This window comes from Paenibacillus sp. GCM10027628 (assembly GCF_042676385.1).
Classification (GTDB): Bacteria; Bacillota; Bacilli; order Paenibacillales; family NBRC-103111; genus Paenibacillus_E.
Genome location: NZ_JBHTHA010000008.1, coordinates 17,857 through 33,252, shown reverse-complemented (window position 1 = coordinate 33,252; position 15,396 = coordinate 17,857). Strand labels below are relative to the sequence as shown.

At 51.7% G+C, this 15,396-nt stretch carries 13 protein-coding genes; 2 read left to right on the top strand and 11 right to left on the bottom strand.

Annotation, left to right across the window (positions count from 1 at the left end; genetic code table 11):
• The first annotated feature begins 65 nt into the window (after positions 1–65).
• Positions 66–1,169, top strand: coding sequence for a stalk domain-containing protein (locus tag ACFQZT_RS09775; protein ID WP_379299096.1), 1,104 nt, complete (start codon positions 66–68; stop codon positions 1,167–1,169).
• Positions 1,170–1,501: 332 nt separating this feature from the next.
• On the opposite strand, the gene ACFQZT_RS09770 is transcribed toward ACFQZT_RS09775, so the two are convergent.
• On the bottom strand, positions 1,502–2,200 hold the full coding sequence (locus ACFQZT_RS09770) for a response regulator (protein ID WP_379299094.1): 699 nt from the start codon (positions 2,198–2,200) through the stop codon (positions 1,502–1,504).
• Complete coding sequence (locus ACFQZT_RS09765; protein ID WP_460871893.1) at positions 2,178–3,791, bottom strand: ATP-binding protein; 1,614 nt, start codon at positions 3,789–3,791, stop codon at positions 2,178–2,180. Before ACFQZT_RS09765 ends, ACFQZT_RS09770 begins: the two co-directional genes overlap by 23 nt.
• Before the next feature lie 101 nt (positions 3,792–3,892).
• Between ACFQZT_RS09765 and ACFQZT_RS09760 the strand changes: the two genes are divergently transcribed.
• Positions 3,893–4,957: a DctP family TRAP transporter solute-binding subunit gene (locus ACFQZT_RS09760; RefSeq protein WP_379299092.1), complete on the top strand. Its 1,065-nt coding sequence runs from the start codon at positions 3,893–3,895 to the stop codon at positions 4,955–4,957.
• A 66-nt stretch (positions 4,958–5,023) separates the two neighbouring features.
• Here the strand turns inward: ACFQZT_RS09760 and ACFQZT_RS09755 are convergent, their stop codons facing one another.
• The 9 genes from ACFQZT_RS09755 to ACFQZT_RS09715 form a co-directional block, all read right to left on the bottom strand.
• A complete protein-coding gene (locus tag ACFQZT_RS09755; protein WP_379299090.1) occupies positions 5,024–5,296 on the bottom strand; it encodes a Fur family transcriptional regulator in 273 nt (90 codons plus the stop codon).
• 44 nt (positions 5,297–5,340) lie between these two features.
• Positions 5,341–6,816, bottom strand: a complete 1,476-nt coding sequence (locus ACFQZT_RS09750) for a catalase (protein WP_379299088.1) — start codon at positions 6,814–6,816, stop codon at positions 5,341–5,343.
• A gap of 783 nt (positions 6,817–7,599) precedes the next feature.
• Positions 7,600–8,583, bottom strand: coding sequence for a Rieske 2Fe-2S domain-containing protein (locus ACFQZT_RS09745; protein ID WP_379299086.1), 984 nt, complete (start codon positions 8,581–8,583; stop codon positions 7,600–7,602).
• Positions 8,584–8,604: 21 nt separating this feature from the next.
• A complete protein-coding gene (locus ACFQZT_RS09740; RefSeq protein WP_379299084.1) occupies positions 8,605–9,747 on the bottom strand; it encodes a BMP family ABC transporter substrate-binding protein in 1,143 nt (380 codons plus the stop codon).
• The gene (locus tag ACFQZT_RS09735) at positions 9,744–10,241 is read right to left on the bottom strand and encodes a (2Fe-2S)-binding protein (protein ID WP_379299082.1); all 498 of its coding nucleotides are present in this window, start codon (positions 10,239–10,241) and stop codon (positions 9,744–9,746) included. The genes ACFQZT_RS09740 and ACFQZT_RS09735 overlap by 4 nt, the downstream gene beginning before the upstream one ends.
• The gene (gene pucD, locus ACFQZT_RS09730) at positions 10,238–12,523 is read right to left on the bottom strand and encodes a xanthine dehydrogenase subunit D (RefSeq protein ID WP_379299080.1); all 2,286 of its coding nucleotides are present in this window, start codon (positions 12,521–12,523) and stop codon (positions 10,238–10,240) included. Before pucD ends, ACFQZT_RS09735 begins: the two co-directional genes overlap by 4 nt.
• Positions 12,507–13,427: an FAD binding domain-containing protein gene (locus tag ACFQZT_RS09725; RefSeq protein ID WP_379299078.1), complete on the bottom strand. Its 921-nt coding sequence runs from the start codon at positions 13,425–13,427 to the stop codon at positions 12,507–12,509. The genes pucD and ACFQZT_RS09725 overlap by 17 nt, the downstream gene beginning before the upstream one ends.
• 230 nt (positions 13,428–13,657) lie before the next feature.
• Entirely contained in the window at positions 13,658–14,383 is a 726-nt protein-coding gene (locus ACFQZT_RS09720; RefSeq protein WP_379299076.1) for a nucleotidyltransferase family protein, read from the bottom strand.
• A 5-nt stretch (positions 14,384–14,388) separates the two neighbouring features.
• Positions 14,389–15,384: an XdhC family protein gene (locus ACFQZT_RS09715; protein ID WP_379299074.1), complete on the bottom strand. Its 996-nt coding sequence runs from the start codon at positions 15,382–15,384 to the stop codon at positions 14,389–14,391.
• Positions 15,385–15,396: the final 12 nt, after the last annotated feature.

Sequence of the window (15,396 nt, the reverse complement as noted above, 5' to 3'; positions counted from 1 at the left end):
GTGAAGTTTTTGAAACTTTTGGTAAGATCAATCGTCCTATTAAATGACAAAAGGAAGGAGCATAAATGATGAAACAACGAAACCTATTTCAGAAAAAGAGCGCCGCTTGGCTAAAGCTTTCATTGGCAGCTGCCTTCGTTTTGGCCTTGATGCCTTACAATGGCGTAACAGCTCATGCCGAAGATTACTCCTCGGACGTTAAGCTCAATCTCGCCCCACTCTATGTTCAAATCGGAGATAACAACATGCAAGTTCCGGGCGGACTATCGACCGAAGGAGACTCGTATGTCGGGCTCGCCTTTCTGAGCAAACAGCTTGGACTCACAACTTCATGGGATGAGACGACCCGCATAGTCACGGTCAGCAGCCCTGGCAAAACGATGAAAATGACCAACCAAAGCACAACATATGATTTGAACGGCCACCACTTTTACAGCAGCAAACCTCCCGTCATCGTTGAGGGCACTACGTATTTACCGCTTCGTTTTTTACTGGAGCAAATGGGTTACAGCATTGGCTACACCGCCGCGGATAAGCTGATTTCCATTCAGCCCATTAAGGAGAATGCACTGAAGTTAACGAACACCTCCATCGGAGATTCGAAGACAGAAGACGGCATCACGATTCAATATCCGCAAATTGAAGGTTGGGAGCATACGGCTGCAAGCTCGAAAATAAACGCCTTTTTGAAGGCGGAAGCGTTAAAGTTCGAAGCGTCGGGGAAAGAGCTTTTGAAGGAAGTGAAGGGAGACCAGACCGCGGGTGGGCCAGAATTGCGGTTTTCTTTTGATGTCAATTACACCGTGACCTATAATCAGCAAAATAAGCTGAGTTTGCATTTCGATACTTACCAATACACAGGCGGCGCCCACGGTATGTACGATATGGATGCACATACGTTCGATTTGTTGACGGGGGAGGAAATCACGCTGAAACAGGCAGCCCTCAATGATCCAAATTACAAACAAATCATCAACAATGAAATTAAAAAGCAGATCCAAGAACGGGAGTATGTGCTTCTCACTCCGTTTGAATCGATCGGCGACGATCAGCGCTTTTATTTGAAAGACAATAACATTGTGGTGTATTTCTCTTTGTATGAGTACACCCCTTACGCGCTTGGTATCCCGGAATTCACCATTCCAGTATCCAGCTTTAAATCGCCGTGACTCCCCATGGAGCTCACTCCTGTTGAAATAACAGGAAAACCTCCAGTTAATTTTCTTAAAAAATGAAGTCAGCAGCATTTAACGGGAATTCCTCCTGCTAATTCAGCCGTTTCTAAACGGACAGCCGCTTTTCGGGCAAATTATCGGGAGGTTTTCCAGCTAAACTGCGTTCAGAGGAAAAACTGGGCCGAATAGCAGGAGGTTTTCCAGTTATTTGCCGCTGCCCCGCATATGTTCTGCCCCATACAAGCAAAAAAGAACCCCCCTTCTCCACATAACCAGTGGAATTGGCAGTTCTTTTGTTAATAACCAGAACTATTTCATTCATTCAATCAACCGACCCAAACGTACCGATTGACCGGCCGCCCGATCCCGCCGTATTCGAGGTCCAGCTTCACCTTCTTGCTTTTCTCCAGAAACTCCAAATACCTGCGCGCCGTAACTCTTGCTAGTCCCACGCCCTCCGCCACTTCTTCGGCGGATAAAGATTTCTGCTGTTGCATCAGAAACAGCATGACCTGCTTCATCGTCACCTCTTGAAGTCCTTTGGGCAAATTCAGATGAGCCGCGATAGGAGCAGACTCAGCATTCTGCGCAGTAGACCTGCCATGCAGAAGTTGATCGAGGTCTGATTGGGACAATACCGAGTCCTTGCTTAGTCTCATCTTCATCGCCTGGTAATTTTCCAATGCTTCCTTGACCCTTTCAAATTTGAAAGGCTTGACGATATAATCCACCGCGCCGTGATGAAGCATCCGCTGCACCGTCGGGATATCGCTGGCCGCTGTGATCACGATGGCGTCTGTGCCGAGCTGCTCAGTACGAATCTGGCGCAGCACTTCAGTCCCATTTTGCCCCGGCATATAAATGTCCAGAATCACCAGATCCGGCAGCAGGCTGCGAACTTTTTCGACGCCTTCCGTGCCATTCGATGCGGTCCCTACGATCTCGAATCCGGGCACCCGCTCGACAAACTGCTTGTTCACTTCCAATACCATCGGATCGTCCTCAATCAGTACGACTCTGAACATGAGTCTCCTCCTTTCGCTGTTTCATGGGAAAAGAAAGCATAATGCTCGCGCCGGCGCCCGGCTCTGACTCTACGACCAATCGCCCACCGCATTTGTTCACGATATTGTGGATCAAATACAAGCCAATCCCCCTGTTTTCCTTCGCCTTGGTAGAGTAATCACGCTCAAACATCCGTCGTTTGGTCTCTTCGTCCATCCCGCTGCCGTTATCCTCAACAAGTATAGACAGCACGTCCTCATCCTGCTCGATGCTGATAAAAACCTCTTTGTGCCCTTCTTTATCCTTCAGCGCATCAAAGGCATTCTCAATCAAATTGCCCAAAATAACCACCATGTCATGCTGATCCAAATTCTCCGGAAATCGCATCAGATTGCTGGCCCGGTCTAAACGAACATCAATCCCCAGCTCCCGCCCGCGGCTGATTTTGCCCAGAAGTAAACCCGCTGCACTCTCATTGGCAATTTTGCTCGAGATAAACCCGCTCAGTTCGGACTGCGCCTCAATCGTTTGAAATAAATAATCCAGCGCCTTCTGTTTAGATCCAAGCTGGATCAACCCGCCAATTGTATGGAGCTTATTCATATATTCATGATTCTGCACGCGGAGCGCGTCGACAAACGCCCTTACGCCCGTCAGTTCCTCGGCGATTTTCGTCACTTCGGAACGATCCTGGAAAATGGCCACTGCACCGACCGTTTGATTCCCAACTTTAATCGGAACCCGATTGCTTAGAATATGAGCAGGTCCGATGTGCAGCTCTTGGTTGAAAATCGGATGATTCAGCTGCAAAATCTCCGGCAGCCGCGTATCCGGCAGCACTTCGCGAATGGGGCGCCCCAACACATCGCCTTCGATGCGAAGCATATTTTTCGCTTTATCGTTAAATACCGTCACGAATTCACCGCTATCGATGGCAATAACACCTTCATGCATGGCATTAAAAGTCGCCGTACGCTCCACGAGCAGCTTCGCGATCTCCTCGGGCTCCAGCTGAAACATTTGCTCCTTAATATGCCGGGACAGTAACCACGAACCCCATACCCCGAACAATAGAGATAAGAAAACGGTCACATAAATTTGCCCTCGCATGGCAAGGATAACGCCGGTGAGCCCCGGTACCAGCTGCCCCACAAGCACAACACCCACTTGTTCATGCTGCTCGTTCATCACGGGCACGAAGGCTCGGAGCGCTGTTCCTTGCTCGCCTTTGGCTTTGGATAAGTACGTATGCTCGGCAAATGCCGAATGCTCGTCCGCCCCTTGCGAAAACTCACCGATCCGTGCAGTAGAAGGATGCGAAAGCCGAATGCCGTCCATATCCATGACCACAATATAATCAACGTCATTAATGATTCGTATACGCTCAGCAATCGGGTTGATTTCTCCCCGGAGTCTTTGCTCCGTTAATCCGTTAACGATAGAGGGAAGACCTGCAACCGTACGTGCCGTGACAAGCAGTCTCTGCCCCATTTCCTGTTCTTGAAGGTGGATCACCCGGCCGATCAAAATGATGCCGCCGATACAAATCGCGAACAAGACAATGCCGAACGACAGAATCGTAATTTTCCAGTTCATTCGGAGCCCTTTGATTTTCAAAAACGAACCCTCACCTTCTCAGCTGTCCCATTGGTTTCTACGATCATCATACAATATGATACACTGAATTTATACTTTATAACGGGAGGCTGGCCGTGAGGACGTTTGTCGGTATAGCACTATTTGTGATCGTCGGGCTCGTGACGGCGGCGGTATTCGGGTTCTCTTGGCAATTTAATAGCGGACAAGGGGTCTATGACGATGAGCAGCGCGGACTTAACGAGCAGACCGTCATTCGATTCAGTTTTGTCGTGGCGGAAAATACGCCCAAAGGGCTGGGCGCGCAAGAGTTCGCTCGATTAGTTGAGCAAAAAACGAACGGTACGATCAAGGTTGAACTGTTTCCCAACGGTACCTTGTACAATGAAAACGATGAAGTCGCCGCTTTGCAACGCGGGAGCATTCAGATGATTGCGCCGAGCTTCTCTAACATATCCGAAGTCGTTCCCGAGTGGATGGCGATGGACCTGCCTTTCGCTTTTCAGAACGAAGAAGCTGTAGAAAAAGCATTTCAGGGCAAAATCGGCTCGATCCTGATGGGCAAACTGGAGACAAAAGGCATGATCGGTCTTGGCTTGTGGGCCAACGGCTTTCAGCAGATGACTTCCAATCAACGTATGCTAGTCCATACGGAAGATTTTCGCAATTTGCGATTTCGGATACTTCCCAGCAAAGTGATCGAAGCCCAGTTTCGGCATCTGAATGCCACGACCGTTCCCATTCCTTTCAATAAGGTGTATAGCAGCATGGAACAGGGCGAGGTTGATTCCGGGGAGAATACGATTTCAAACATTTACTCGCGAAAGCTGTATCAAGTTCAAAAATATTTGACGATCAGCAATCACGCCTACTTGGGCTACGGCGTCCTTATGAATAAAGCATTCTGGGATAAACTCTCACCCCCGCAGCAAAAGGCAGTGACAGAAGCCATGCAGGAAGCAACGGTTTGGGCGAATCAAAATGCCATCGCACTGAACCTCAAGCAATTAGACGAGCTAAAAAAGATCGGTCAAATGGACATTCATATCCTTACCGATGAGGAGCGCAAAGAATGGCAGCAAGCGCTTGAGCCCGTTTATGAAGAAGCGCGGTCCTACATCGGTCTAGAGCTGATCGATGCTGTGAATGAACTTAGACGGCAGTATACGGGGAATCCATGAAATAAGGGCGCTCCTGCGTGCGAAAAGGCATTTGTACCTCTTCGCAAACGCTGGAGCGCCCTTTATTTATGAACAGATCGCCGCTTCATACCGCGGAGAGGTATCGTTCACGGCTAATTCTTTAACCAAACCGAGCTGCTTGAATACATGCAGGCTGCTGTAAACGGACGTTGCATGGATATGAGGATACCGATCGATCAGCGCGTCGCAAATGTCTTTAACGGTGGTGTAACCATCCCGAGTATACAAATACTCCAATAAAGCATATCTCTGCTGGGTGAGCGTGATGTTTTTGGAACGAATCTTCCGCAGCGCTTGATTCAAATCGCTTTGGGCCATGACGAAACCTCCTCTTCGTTTGATGCGGCTCTCTGGGTATTTGTTTATGGTTTCAGATGCTGCAAGTAACCGGATATATCTACCTTTAAACCGTCAGCAATGCGCTGCCCCAGTCCTGCATCCGCTCTGTAGAAGTTGCAGATCGCCATCAGCTTTGATTTCTCATGAACAGAGGCCAGATCGCCGACAAGATTAGAGATGAAATTCTCCTGCTCTTGCTCACTGAAGCTGCGGAACGTATCGCCTGCTTGCGCAAAATCATTCGTTTTCGCGATCTTCTGTCTTCCGGCACTGCCTTGAAGAGGCATCGTGCTGTCGCGGTACTCCGGCGCTTCTTTTGGGGCATCTGCGTGTCTGGTCGGCTCATAATTCACACTGGATGGCTGCTGTTTCATTTGCATCGCGCCGTCGCGCTGATTGTTGTTCACCGCCGCATACGGGCAATTCACGGGAATTTGCAAATAGTTCGCGCCTAAGCGGTATCTTTGCGTATCCGGGTAAGAGAACAGACGACCTTGCAGCAGCTTATCTTCGGATGGTTCAATGCCCGATACCAATACACTTGGGGCAAACGCGGCCTGCTCCACCTCAGCGAAGAAGTTTTGCGGATTGCGGTTGAGCGTCATCGTTCCGACCTTGTGCAGCGGAATCAGCTCTTCCGGCCATATTTTCGTCGGATCCAGCGGATCGAAGTCATAAGCATCTAAATCTTCCGGCTGTAAGAGCTGCACATGCAAATCCCATTTCGGGAAGTCGCCGCGGGCAATATGATCGTAGAGATCTCGGGTCGCATGGCTGAAATCTTCACCTTGAACGGCCGCTGCCTCGGCTTTGCTCAAATTACGGACGCCTTGATGCGGCTTCCAGTGATATTTGACATACACATAATTGCCCGTGTGGTTAATCCATTTGAAGGCATGGACGCCGAAGCCGTTCATTTCGCGGTAATTGGCCGGCGTTCCATAGTCCGAGAAAACCCATGTCAGCATATGCGTCGACTCTGGAGTTAGTGACATAAAATCCCAATAGCGATCCGGTGTCTGCACATTCGTATCCGGTGCGGGCTTTAACGAATGAACCATGTCGGGGAATTTCATCGCATCGCGGATAAAAAACACCGGCAGATGGTTGCCCACCAGATCGTAGTTACCTTCTTCCGTGTAAAATTTCACGGCAAACCCACGCGGGTCGCGCGCCGTTTCCGGAGAGCCCTGACCATGAATAACCGTCGAAAAACGGACGAAGACCGGCGTTTCTTTTCCCGCTTCCCCGAGGAATGCGGCTTTGGTGTAGCGCTTCATGGAATTTTCAACGGTGAAAATACCAAATGCACCTGCACCCCGCGCATGGACAACCCGCTCCGGAATACGCTCCCGGTCGAAATGGGCGATTTTTTCAAGCAAATGGTAATCTTCCAAAAGCGTCGGACCCTGCTGGCCGGCAGTTCGGGAATTTTGATTGTCGCCTACAGGCGCGCCTTGATTGGTCGTCAGATGATGGGTATTAGGGTTATGGGACATTTGCATTCTCCTTTGAGGATTAAATTTTTTTCAAGTGCATTAGAACCCCCGCTTCGCAACCTCGGGTGATTTCTGCTTGTGATAGAATAAATCAAGCAAATTAAAACAATAACTTATTTATAATAATTATAATTTAATATTTATTTTATTTGTATTGAGAATCGTTGTCAATGATTTTCTCCAAAGCCTCCTCGATGCAGCATAGGACAACGGTGCCTACGTTTCTCGTACGGCACAGCTAACAGCGGGCGCTACGTTTCTCGTTTGACACAACTACAACAGGCGCTACGTTTCTCATATGCCTCTTAGAACAAAAGATCATTTCACCCACCATGCAACATCAAGATTAATTGTCACTGCGCTCCCCCATATGGTTATAGAACAATGGTCTCTAATAGAGTACGAGTGTGACGCTACTGCTTTGAAGAAATCATCATAACAGGGCTCGAAAGAACAAAAGTCCATAAACAAAGAACAAGCTTCGTTAATTATGGACTTTTATTCGCTCGAAGCAGCAATGGTAGTATTTCACTGAACAATAGCGTCAAAAATGTTCGTTATTAGCGACCTTGGTTCTTTCGCGACAGGTGGGCGTGATTTATAACTTGGATTCTACGATTACTGAATGTGATTTATAATTTGCGAATTTAGCGAGTGCACACTTAACTACTGGATAAAAAAACACCCCGATTTGCGGAATCGCAGCTTCGGGGTGCAGAAAGAAAATTATTATATTGTATTTCCTGCAATTGTATCAGCTTTGAGCCCTTGGCGCTCCATCGTTCAGGCCGTCCCGAAGGTGACGCCCAGCTCCCGCAGCCGCTTGCGGTACGTGATGCTCAAGCGGTCGCACTTCAAATGCAGCTCCGCCTGCAGGTCCAGCGGCAGCAGCTCAGGCTTCTGGTTTTCGACCATAACCCGGTCCTGCTCAATGAGCCGGTCCTGGAAGGCGACGAAAACCTCGTCCGCTTCATCCAGCGCATAATTGCGCTGCTTCAGCATGAAAGCCTTGCTGCTCTGCTCGGTTTCGGGCAGCACCATCAAGAACAAGCGGAAGATGTGATCCGTCGCGTCATCCCGTTTGGTAAAAGCAACACACAACGGGCCGAAAACCTCGTACACGTACCGGCTGTTCACGCCGCGCCCCGTCCCGTCGGCATCGGGTTGGTACACGACGATTTCATCGGTCCTAAGCACGCCACCCTCGTCATGCACATGATAATCGCCGATTTCCGCGAATTGACTATTGCCCAGCAGTCCCTCATGGACGAACATGAGATGGGATACATCGAGGAAATTCTCAATAATGCGAGGTCCTGCGGCCTCAAGCGCATACGGCCCCATGAATACTTCTTTGAAACCGTCCTGAATGTGCCGGCTAACCGCAGGCAGTGGACTCTCCGGCTGGCCAAGGCACACCCAGATCATCCCGTGCACCTCCACGCACTCGTATGTATAAGCTCTCGCCTTGGAGGGAATCGCCTGTTCCGCAGGCAAGGAAGGGATTCGCGTACAGGTGCCGCAGCCGTTATACGACCAGCCATGGTAGGCGCACATTAATTCATCGCCGACGACTTTACCTAACGAGAGAGGCACACCCCGGTGAATGCATAGATCCTTAAAGGCATGAACGCCTTGCGTCGTTCTGAACACGACGACTTTTTCCTCCAATACGTGAACCGCAGCCGGCTGCTCCGTCAGAGCCAATGACAACAACACCGGATGCCACTCGTTAAGTAAAGCTGTGTCAAGGCGGATCGTTGTCATCGCCCTCACATCCCTTCGCCCTTATTTAGGTATGACACCTTTGATGCCCTTAACAAACCAGGTCGTGCCCAAAATCTCTTCGTCTGTCATCTTTTTACCCTGTTCAAAACGAACCTTGCCGTCTTGATCCACGATCGGTCCCTGGAAAATCTCGAAGGCTCCGCTCAGGATGTCTTGTTTCTTTTTGGCGATCAAGTCTTTGACGTCTTGAGGCACATTTTTGCCTAATGGAGCGATATCCGTTATGCCATCTTTCATGCTGCCGAAGTAAGCCTCTGACTTCCAGGTGCCATCCATAATGCTTTTCACGGTCTGTACATAGTAGGGTCCCCAGTTCCATTTCGGATTGGAAATGTACGTTTCCGGTGCAAAACGTCCCATATCGGAATCGTTCCCGATCCCCCACACCCCCCTCTCGGAGGCAGCCTGAATGCTTGCCGGTGAATCTTGATAAGCCGCCAGTACGTCCACGCCTTTATCCAGCAAAGATATGGCCGCTTGCTTCTCCGTTGCCGGATCGAACCAGGTATTGCTCCAAACGACGGACACGTCGATGTTCGGATTAACGCTTTGCGCACCTAGCGTAAAAGCATTGATGGTATAAATCACTTCCGGAATCGGGTAAGCGCCCACATAGCCCAGGTGATTGTTTTTCGTCAATTTGCCTGCTGCCATGCCGACGAGGTACGCGCTTTGATATTCGCGGCCCATGTACGTGCCCATGTTCGGCAGCGTTTTGTAGCCGGTTGCGTGCAGGAATTTCACGTTAGGATGCTTTTGCGCCACGTTGTACATCGGGTCCATGTAACCGAACGAGGTGCCGAAAATAATATCGTTCGACTGCGCCAGTTCTTCGAAAACGCGCTCCGCATCAGGACCTTCGGGAATGTTTTCAACGGTTGTGGCCTTGATGCCAAGCTCTTTTTCCATCATAAGACGCCCTTGATCATGCTCATACGTCCAGCCGCCGTCACCGGGAACGCCGAGGTACACGAATGCGACTTTAGGCAGTTTTTTCGCGGTTGATGGCGTTACCGTTGCGGCTGCTGTCGTCGCCGAAGTTGCACTTGGTGCTGTCGTGCCGTTAGGTATCGCCGATTGCTGAGAACAAGCCGTCATAATCATAAGCATAAGTGCTGTCAAAGAAAGCATGATCTTCTTCATAATGGTTTCTCCCCCTCTTTTTTCATCGACAACCCGCATTTTTCTACTGCCCGGAAAATCCCTTCATAGCCGGTACAGCGGCAGATATTGCCACAAAGCGCCGTTTCCGCCTCCGCTCGGGTCGGACACGGATTCGTTTCCAACAAGGCCGTCAGACTGACGACCATTCCCGCCGTGCAGTAACCGCACTGTAATCCTCCTTCCTCCAGCATCGCTTTTTGAATCGGATGCAGCTCATCGCCTGCCGAGATCCCCTCGATGGTTACCAAACGCTTGCCGGCAGCCTGATAGGCCATCAGCAAGCATGCATTTACCGGCTTTCCGTCGAGAAGCACCATGCAGGCTCCGCAGCGCCCGATTTCACAAGAAACTTTTGTCCCTGTAAGCTTTAAATCTTCACGCAATAGATCAGACATCCGTTTGGATGCCGGGACAGGCAGGGCAATCTCCTTGCCGTTAATGGAGCATTCCAGGATATAGGTTGTGTGAATCATTGGCTTTCCACCCCTTCTAGCCATTCGATGGACTGCACGATGTCTTCCGGAGAAATGGGCAGGTGGTTCACCCAGATTCCCGTTGCGCGCCGGACCGCTGCGGTTATGGCCGGAGCCAAACCCACCGAACCGATCTCCCCTACACCCCTGGGGCCAAAAGTATCTCCTTCAGGCAGCTCTTCAATGGCTTCTACGCGAATCGTTTGCGGACTGTCCTTGAAGGAAGGCACGAGATACGTATCCAAATTATGCCGGAGATAGCGGCTTTCCTTCATCACGGCGTCCTCCGTCAACGTATAGCCAAGCGCCATCACACTGCCGCCTTCGATCTGCCCGAGGAAACCCATCGGGTTAATGACAGGGCCTGCGGCAATGACATGATCAGTTTGAAGCACCTTCACCCGGCCGGTGAGCAGGTTGACCTCGACTTCGGCGATTACCGATGCGTACGAGTATAAATAATGAGCGCCAACCATCCCTTCCGGCGTCGTCGGGTAATCGAATTCGACGTTCGCGCCGAGCGGCAGGGCGGCCATTTCGGCGGCGGCTGCAACTTGCTCGTAGGAGACGAGCAGTTCAGAGTCACCCTCGCGCCGGTAAATCCCCCCTGCGCCTGTGGTTAGCTCAGCAGCCGGGATACCAATGAGCTGCGACGCCCGCTCCAGCAGCGCCTTGACGAACGGCGGCTTCAGCTTCTGTAGCGCGCGCCACATCATCGTCGTGGCGCGCGAGGCCGTGCTCGATCCGCTGACCGGCACGCGGTCCGTATCGCCAATGACGATACGGACATCCGCTGCGGTGCAGCCGAAAAAATCTTGCAGCATCAAGGTTAATGCTGCATACAAGCCCTGGCCGAACTCCTCGAAGCCGAAGGAGGCCTGGATCTTGCCGTCGGCGGTGAGCTCGATCCGGCCGCCCGAGTGGTCGGGGATGCCGAAGCCGAGCCCGGCGCCGTGCATGACAATCGCGGCGCCGACGCCTCGGCGAATCCATGGCTCTTCGCCCTGCTCCGCCCGCTCCCGTTTCGCCCAGAGCGGTGACTCCATGGCCTTGCGCCATACCTGCTCCGCCCCATCGTTAGCTACGATGAGTTGTCCCATCGGACCAGGATCGTTTGGGGCACGCATGTTCAGCTTGCGGAACGCCCACGGGTCCATGCCCAGCTTTTCCGCCAACCGTTCGATCTGGTTTTCTACCGCAAAAATCACCTGATTGCCTCCGAAACCCCGAAACTCGCCGGAAACTCCGTTATTGGTATATACACTCGTGCCTTGTACATCCACATTCGGGATGACATAAGGCCCGGTCGCATGTTCAGTTGCAAAATTCAAGACCTCGCACCCCAATGTCGCGTAAGCGCCCGTATCCGCTAGTATTCGAACCTGATGCGCGATGAGACGGCCTTCGGCGTTAACCCCCGTTTTCATCGTAATGCGCATCGGATGCCGCTTGATGCCGGCGATGACAGATTCACGGCGCGAATTGTGCATTTTGATCGGCACGCCGGTCACAAACGCCAGCAACGCGCCGAACGGCTGCACGTTCAGTTCATCCTTCCCGCCGAACGATCCGCCGATCGGGCTGGATACGACGCGAATCTGCTCCTCCGGAATCGCCAGGATGCGAGAAAGCTGCATGCGGTCCTTGTACCCATGCTGCGTTGGCGAGTAAACCGTCAAACGGCCATCCTCCTCCGGAATGAATAGTCCGCCTTCGGTCTCCATGTACGTATGCATCTGTCTCGGAGTTGTGTATGTTTCTTCCACAATATGGGCACATTCTGCAAAACCCTGCTCCGCATCACCATGCTGAATGCTCGTTCGATGCAGTACATTCCCTTCGGGATGCAGCTTGATCGCGTCTTCCTCAAGCGCCTTCGCCGGATCGTCCACGACAGGTAGAGGCTCGTAGGCCACTTCGATCAGTCCGAGCGCATACTCGGCGATCTCTTCGGTATCCGCAGCCACAGCTGCCAAAGCATCGCCCACGTATCTGACGCGATCGCTGCAAAATACAGGCTGATGTGGGAAAGCGATGCCGAATAAATTCATGCCCGGTACGTCTTCCGCCGTCACTACGGCACGTACGCCGGGAACTTGCTGTGCTTTCTGCGTATCGATCGAAAGCACCCATGCGTGCGGATAACGGCTGCGCAGCACCTTTCCATGCAGCATGCCTGCAGTGGTTAAGTCCGTTAAATATTTCAATTTGCCGTTTACTTTGTCTTCGCCGTCAGGTCTTACGATCCATTTCTTCGCATAGGTATCACGGTTTACCAGCATCTGAACCGCCTCCTTTGCGCCAAGCTTTATACAATTCCGATACGATCAAGTTCGCTGCCGTTTGTTTGCGATAAGAAATGCCTGCGTAATCGTCCGCCACGGCGTCGAATTGCGCGAGGACTCCGGCGTGCAGCGACTGCAGCAGCAGTTTCGACAGCTTCTGGCCGACAGCCGCAGCCTCCAGCTCCTCGAACCTCGCCGGGATGGCGTTCCCGCCGCCCGCAGCAAGCGCAAGAGCAATAATGGTCCCGTCGCTGCCCAGTGACAAACGCCCCGCCACGGTCACTACCGAAGGGGTGAACGCCTCCCGGCGTCCCACCTTCAAATAAAATTCGGCCGAGACGTCCTGCCCTGTGCCGTCATGACCGGATGCCGGGATCACAATCGCCGTCATCACTTCATCCGGTACCGGGCCGGGACTGCGCAGCCACTCAGCTAACGGCAGCGTGCGGTTGGCTTTGCCGTCAGAGCAGCTCACATGCGCATCCATAACGAGCAGCGCGGGAATCAAGTCCCCCGTGCGGGTCATCACATTGCCTCCAATGGAGGCCAGATTCCGAACAGAAGGAGCGGCAATCTCCGCGCAAGCCTGGAGCAGCAGACCGCACTTCTTTTGAACAAGCGGGTTTGTCAGCAAATCCGCTAAGGAAAGGGCTGGCCCTATATGAACGTTACCGATTGAATCTACAGTCAAAGCGGAGAGGGAGGGAATACGCCCCAAACTAATTAATTGGCCGGGTACCGGAGACAAACCGTTTTCCCAGCGGGTTCGGAGCCATGTGCCTCCAGCAACAAGCACTGCATCGTCTCCCCATTTCTGTTTCATTAGCAAAGCTTCTTCCACACTTGCGGGCAGCCATACCGAGGGCTGCTGCCGAGGCAGCTGATGCATAGGAACCGACATGGTCACCCCTCCTAAAATAGGGACCTTTGAGCTTGCTCAAAGTCTCTCCTTTTTGATGTATCCTTTGCTTACTCCACCCAAACTTGAGAAAGCTCGCGATAAATTAGATCTACTATAATAAAAACCCAAAAACAACGTCAACTAACCTAACACGATATTGTTTTTTTGTATAAAAAAATAGCGCATTATTAGTTATAATGCACTTTTCGCTTTTTATATGTTATTTTAGTTTACACGAATTTGTGCTTATAGAGCATTTTAGCTTGTTCAAATCCTTCAGGAGTGTCTACATCCATGAAAAATAAACTTTCACATCCCGGAATGACTCGTCCCTGGAACTTAGACATTCGAAATAAGGAGCGTGCGCCGGCATCGCCTTCCAAAGCAAGCGCCTCGGACCAAATCCCCCGCCCCAGGATCACAGGCGGTTTCGGCATCCCCTCATCGCCGCTGGCGACATAATCGAAGCCTGTTCCTTCTCGAAACGATTCCACGAGGCCAGTTAGCATACACACCGTCACAAAAGGCTGATCCGCCAGCATTACCAGAACGCCACCGGCCCCCAGCGCATCCGCCGCCCGAATGCCTGTGTGCAGCGAATTGGCCATACCCAGCTCGGCTTCCCGGCAAACTTCAATTCTGCACCTACCCGATTGTACATGCGGGGAAGCTTCCTCCGGCAGCCAATCTAGCGCATTGCCATCGTTCACGACTATGACGATATAATCCAGCTCCGAGCGTAAAGCCTGCAGCAAAGCAACGCCGCCAAGGCGAACTCCCTCGGCAAGCTCAAGGGACAGCTTCGCCGTCCCCATCCTTTTGCTGCTGCCCGCAGCCAAATAAATGCCGACCAGGCCGGTTCGCATCGTCTCTTTAGACTTTACCGCCACTTGTGAATGCATCGATTGTTCCGACTGTCCTGTGGTTCCCGCTTCCCTCGATTCAAATAGTTCCATTCCACTCACCAACTGCCCAAGCCATGAATATCTCCACGCTTGGCCACGGAACACTGCTCTCCGCTTTCAAGAGCCCCACGGCGAATCGCAATCAATTGCGCGACGATACTGACCGCATTTTCAAATGGACCCTCCGAGCCGATGCTCAGTCCGACCGGATAATGCAGCCAATCCGGCCGCTCCAGCCCTTCCAGCATCTTCTCCGTCCTTTCCCTAGAACCCATAATCCCTAAATAGCGAAGCGGTGACACCATCATGCCTTGAACGAATACCATGTCCTTTTGAAATTGATGACTCATAACGACGACATAATCCTGATCGGTCAATTTAAGGCTGCAAATCAATTCGCCTGGGAACGCCACCTCAATCTCCGCTCCCGGAAATCGTTCCCGCGTGCACAAGGAGTCCCGCCAATCGGCGACCACGACACGGAATCCCGCACTGAGCGCCATCTGGGCGAGCGGTATCGCATCCTCATTCGCACCAAAAACAACGACTCTCGGTTTCGGAGCAAATAACGAAGTATATGTGGATAAGTCAGTCAGACGTTCATTAGAAGCCAAGTTGACGGCAGTACACACTTCATACGTCATAACCGCATACGTATCAGAGAACGTACGAAGCAGCTCCACCGGTTCCCCGTGATCCAAGCTCGCTTTAATCGCCAGCAAACATTCCAGCAGCTTCCCCGCTACCGGCTCCAGCAAAATGCGGAGCAATCCGCCGCAGCCAATCGTTTCCCCCCAGCCCAAATCTTCTGCCGGTCTCATGTCGTACTCCACCATTTGAGGCTTTCCCGACTCCCAAACCACCGACCTGTACACGGCTAAATCCGCTTCCAAGCATCCGGGACTTATACTCCCAACTGAACGGCCGTCATCCATCAACAGCATGACGGCTCCCTGTTTCCGATAAGCGTGGCCTTCCACATAAATGACCGTCGCTAATACCGCATGCCCAGCGCCATTTTCCACCATTGTCAAAATGTCGTAAGACTCCATCACTTATCGCCC

Coding starts and splice junctions, on each gene's coding strand:
- ACFQZT_RS09775 (WP_379299096.1), top strand. CDS start 66: ATGATGAAACAACGAAACCTATTTCAGAAAAAGAGCGCCGCTTGGCTA.
- ACFQZT_RS09770 (WP_379299094.1), bottom strand. CDS start 2,200: ATGTTCAGAGTCGTACTGATTGAGGACGATCCGATGGTATTGGAAGTG.
- ACFQZT_RS09755 (WP_379299090.1), bottom strand. CDS start 5,296: ATGGCCCAAAGCGATTTGAATCAAGCGCTGCGGAAGATTCGTTCCAAA.
- ACFQZT_RS09750 (WP_379299088.1), bottom strand. CDS start 6,816: ATGTCCCATAACCCTAATACCCATCATCTGACGACCAATCAAGGCGCG.
- ACFQZT_RS09745 (WP_379299086.1), bottom strand. CDS start 8,583: ATGACAACGATCCGCCTTGACACAGCTTTACTTAACGAGTGGCATCCG.
- ACFQZT_RS09740 (WP_379299084.1), bottom strand. CDS start 9,747: ATGAAGAAGATCATGCTTTCTTTGACAGCACTTATGCTTATGATTATG.
- ACFQZT_RS09735 (WP_379299082.1), bottom strand. CDS start 10,241: ATGATTCACACAACCTATATCCTGGAATGCTCCATTAACGGCAAGGAG.
- pucD (WP_379299080.1), bottom strand. CDS start 12,523: ATGCTGGTAAACCGTGATACCTATGCGAAGAAATGGATCGTAAGACCT.
- ACFQZT_RS09725 (WP_379299078.1), bottom strand. CDS start 13,427: ATGTCGGTTCCTATGCATCAGCTGCCTCGGCAGCAGCCCTCGGTATGG.
- ACFQZT_RS09720 (WP_379299076.1), bottom strand. CDS start 14,383: ATGGAACTATTTGAATCGAGGGAAGCGGGAACCACAGGACAGTCGGAA.
- ACFQZT_RS09715 (WP_379299074.1), bottom strand. CDS start 15,384: ATGGAGTCTTACGACATTTTGACAATGGTGGAAAATGGCGCTGGGCAT.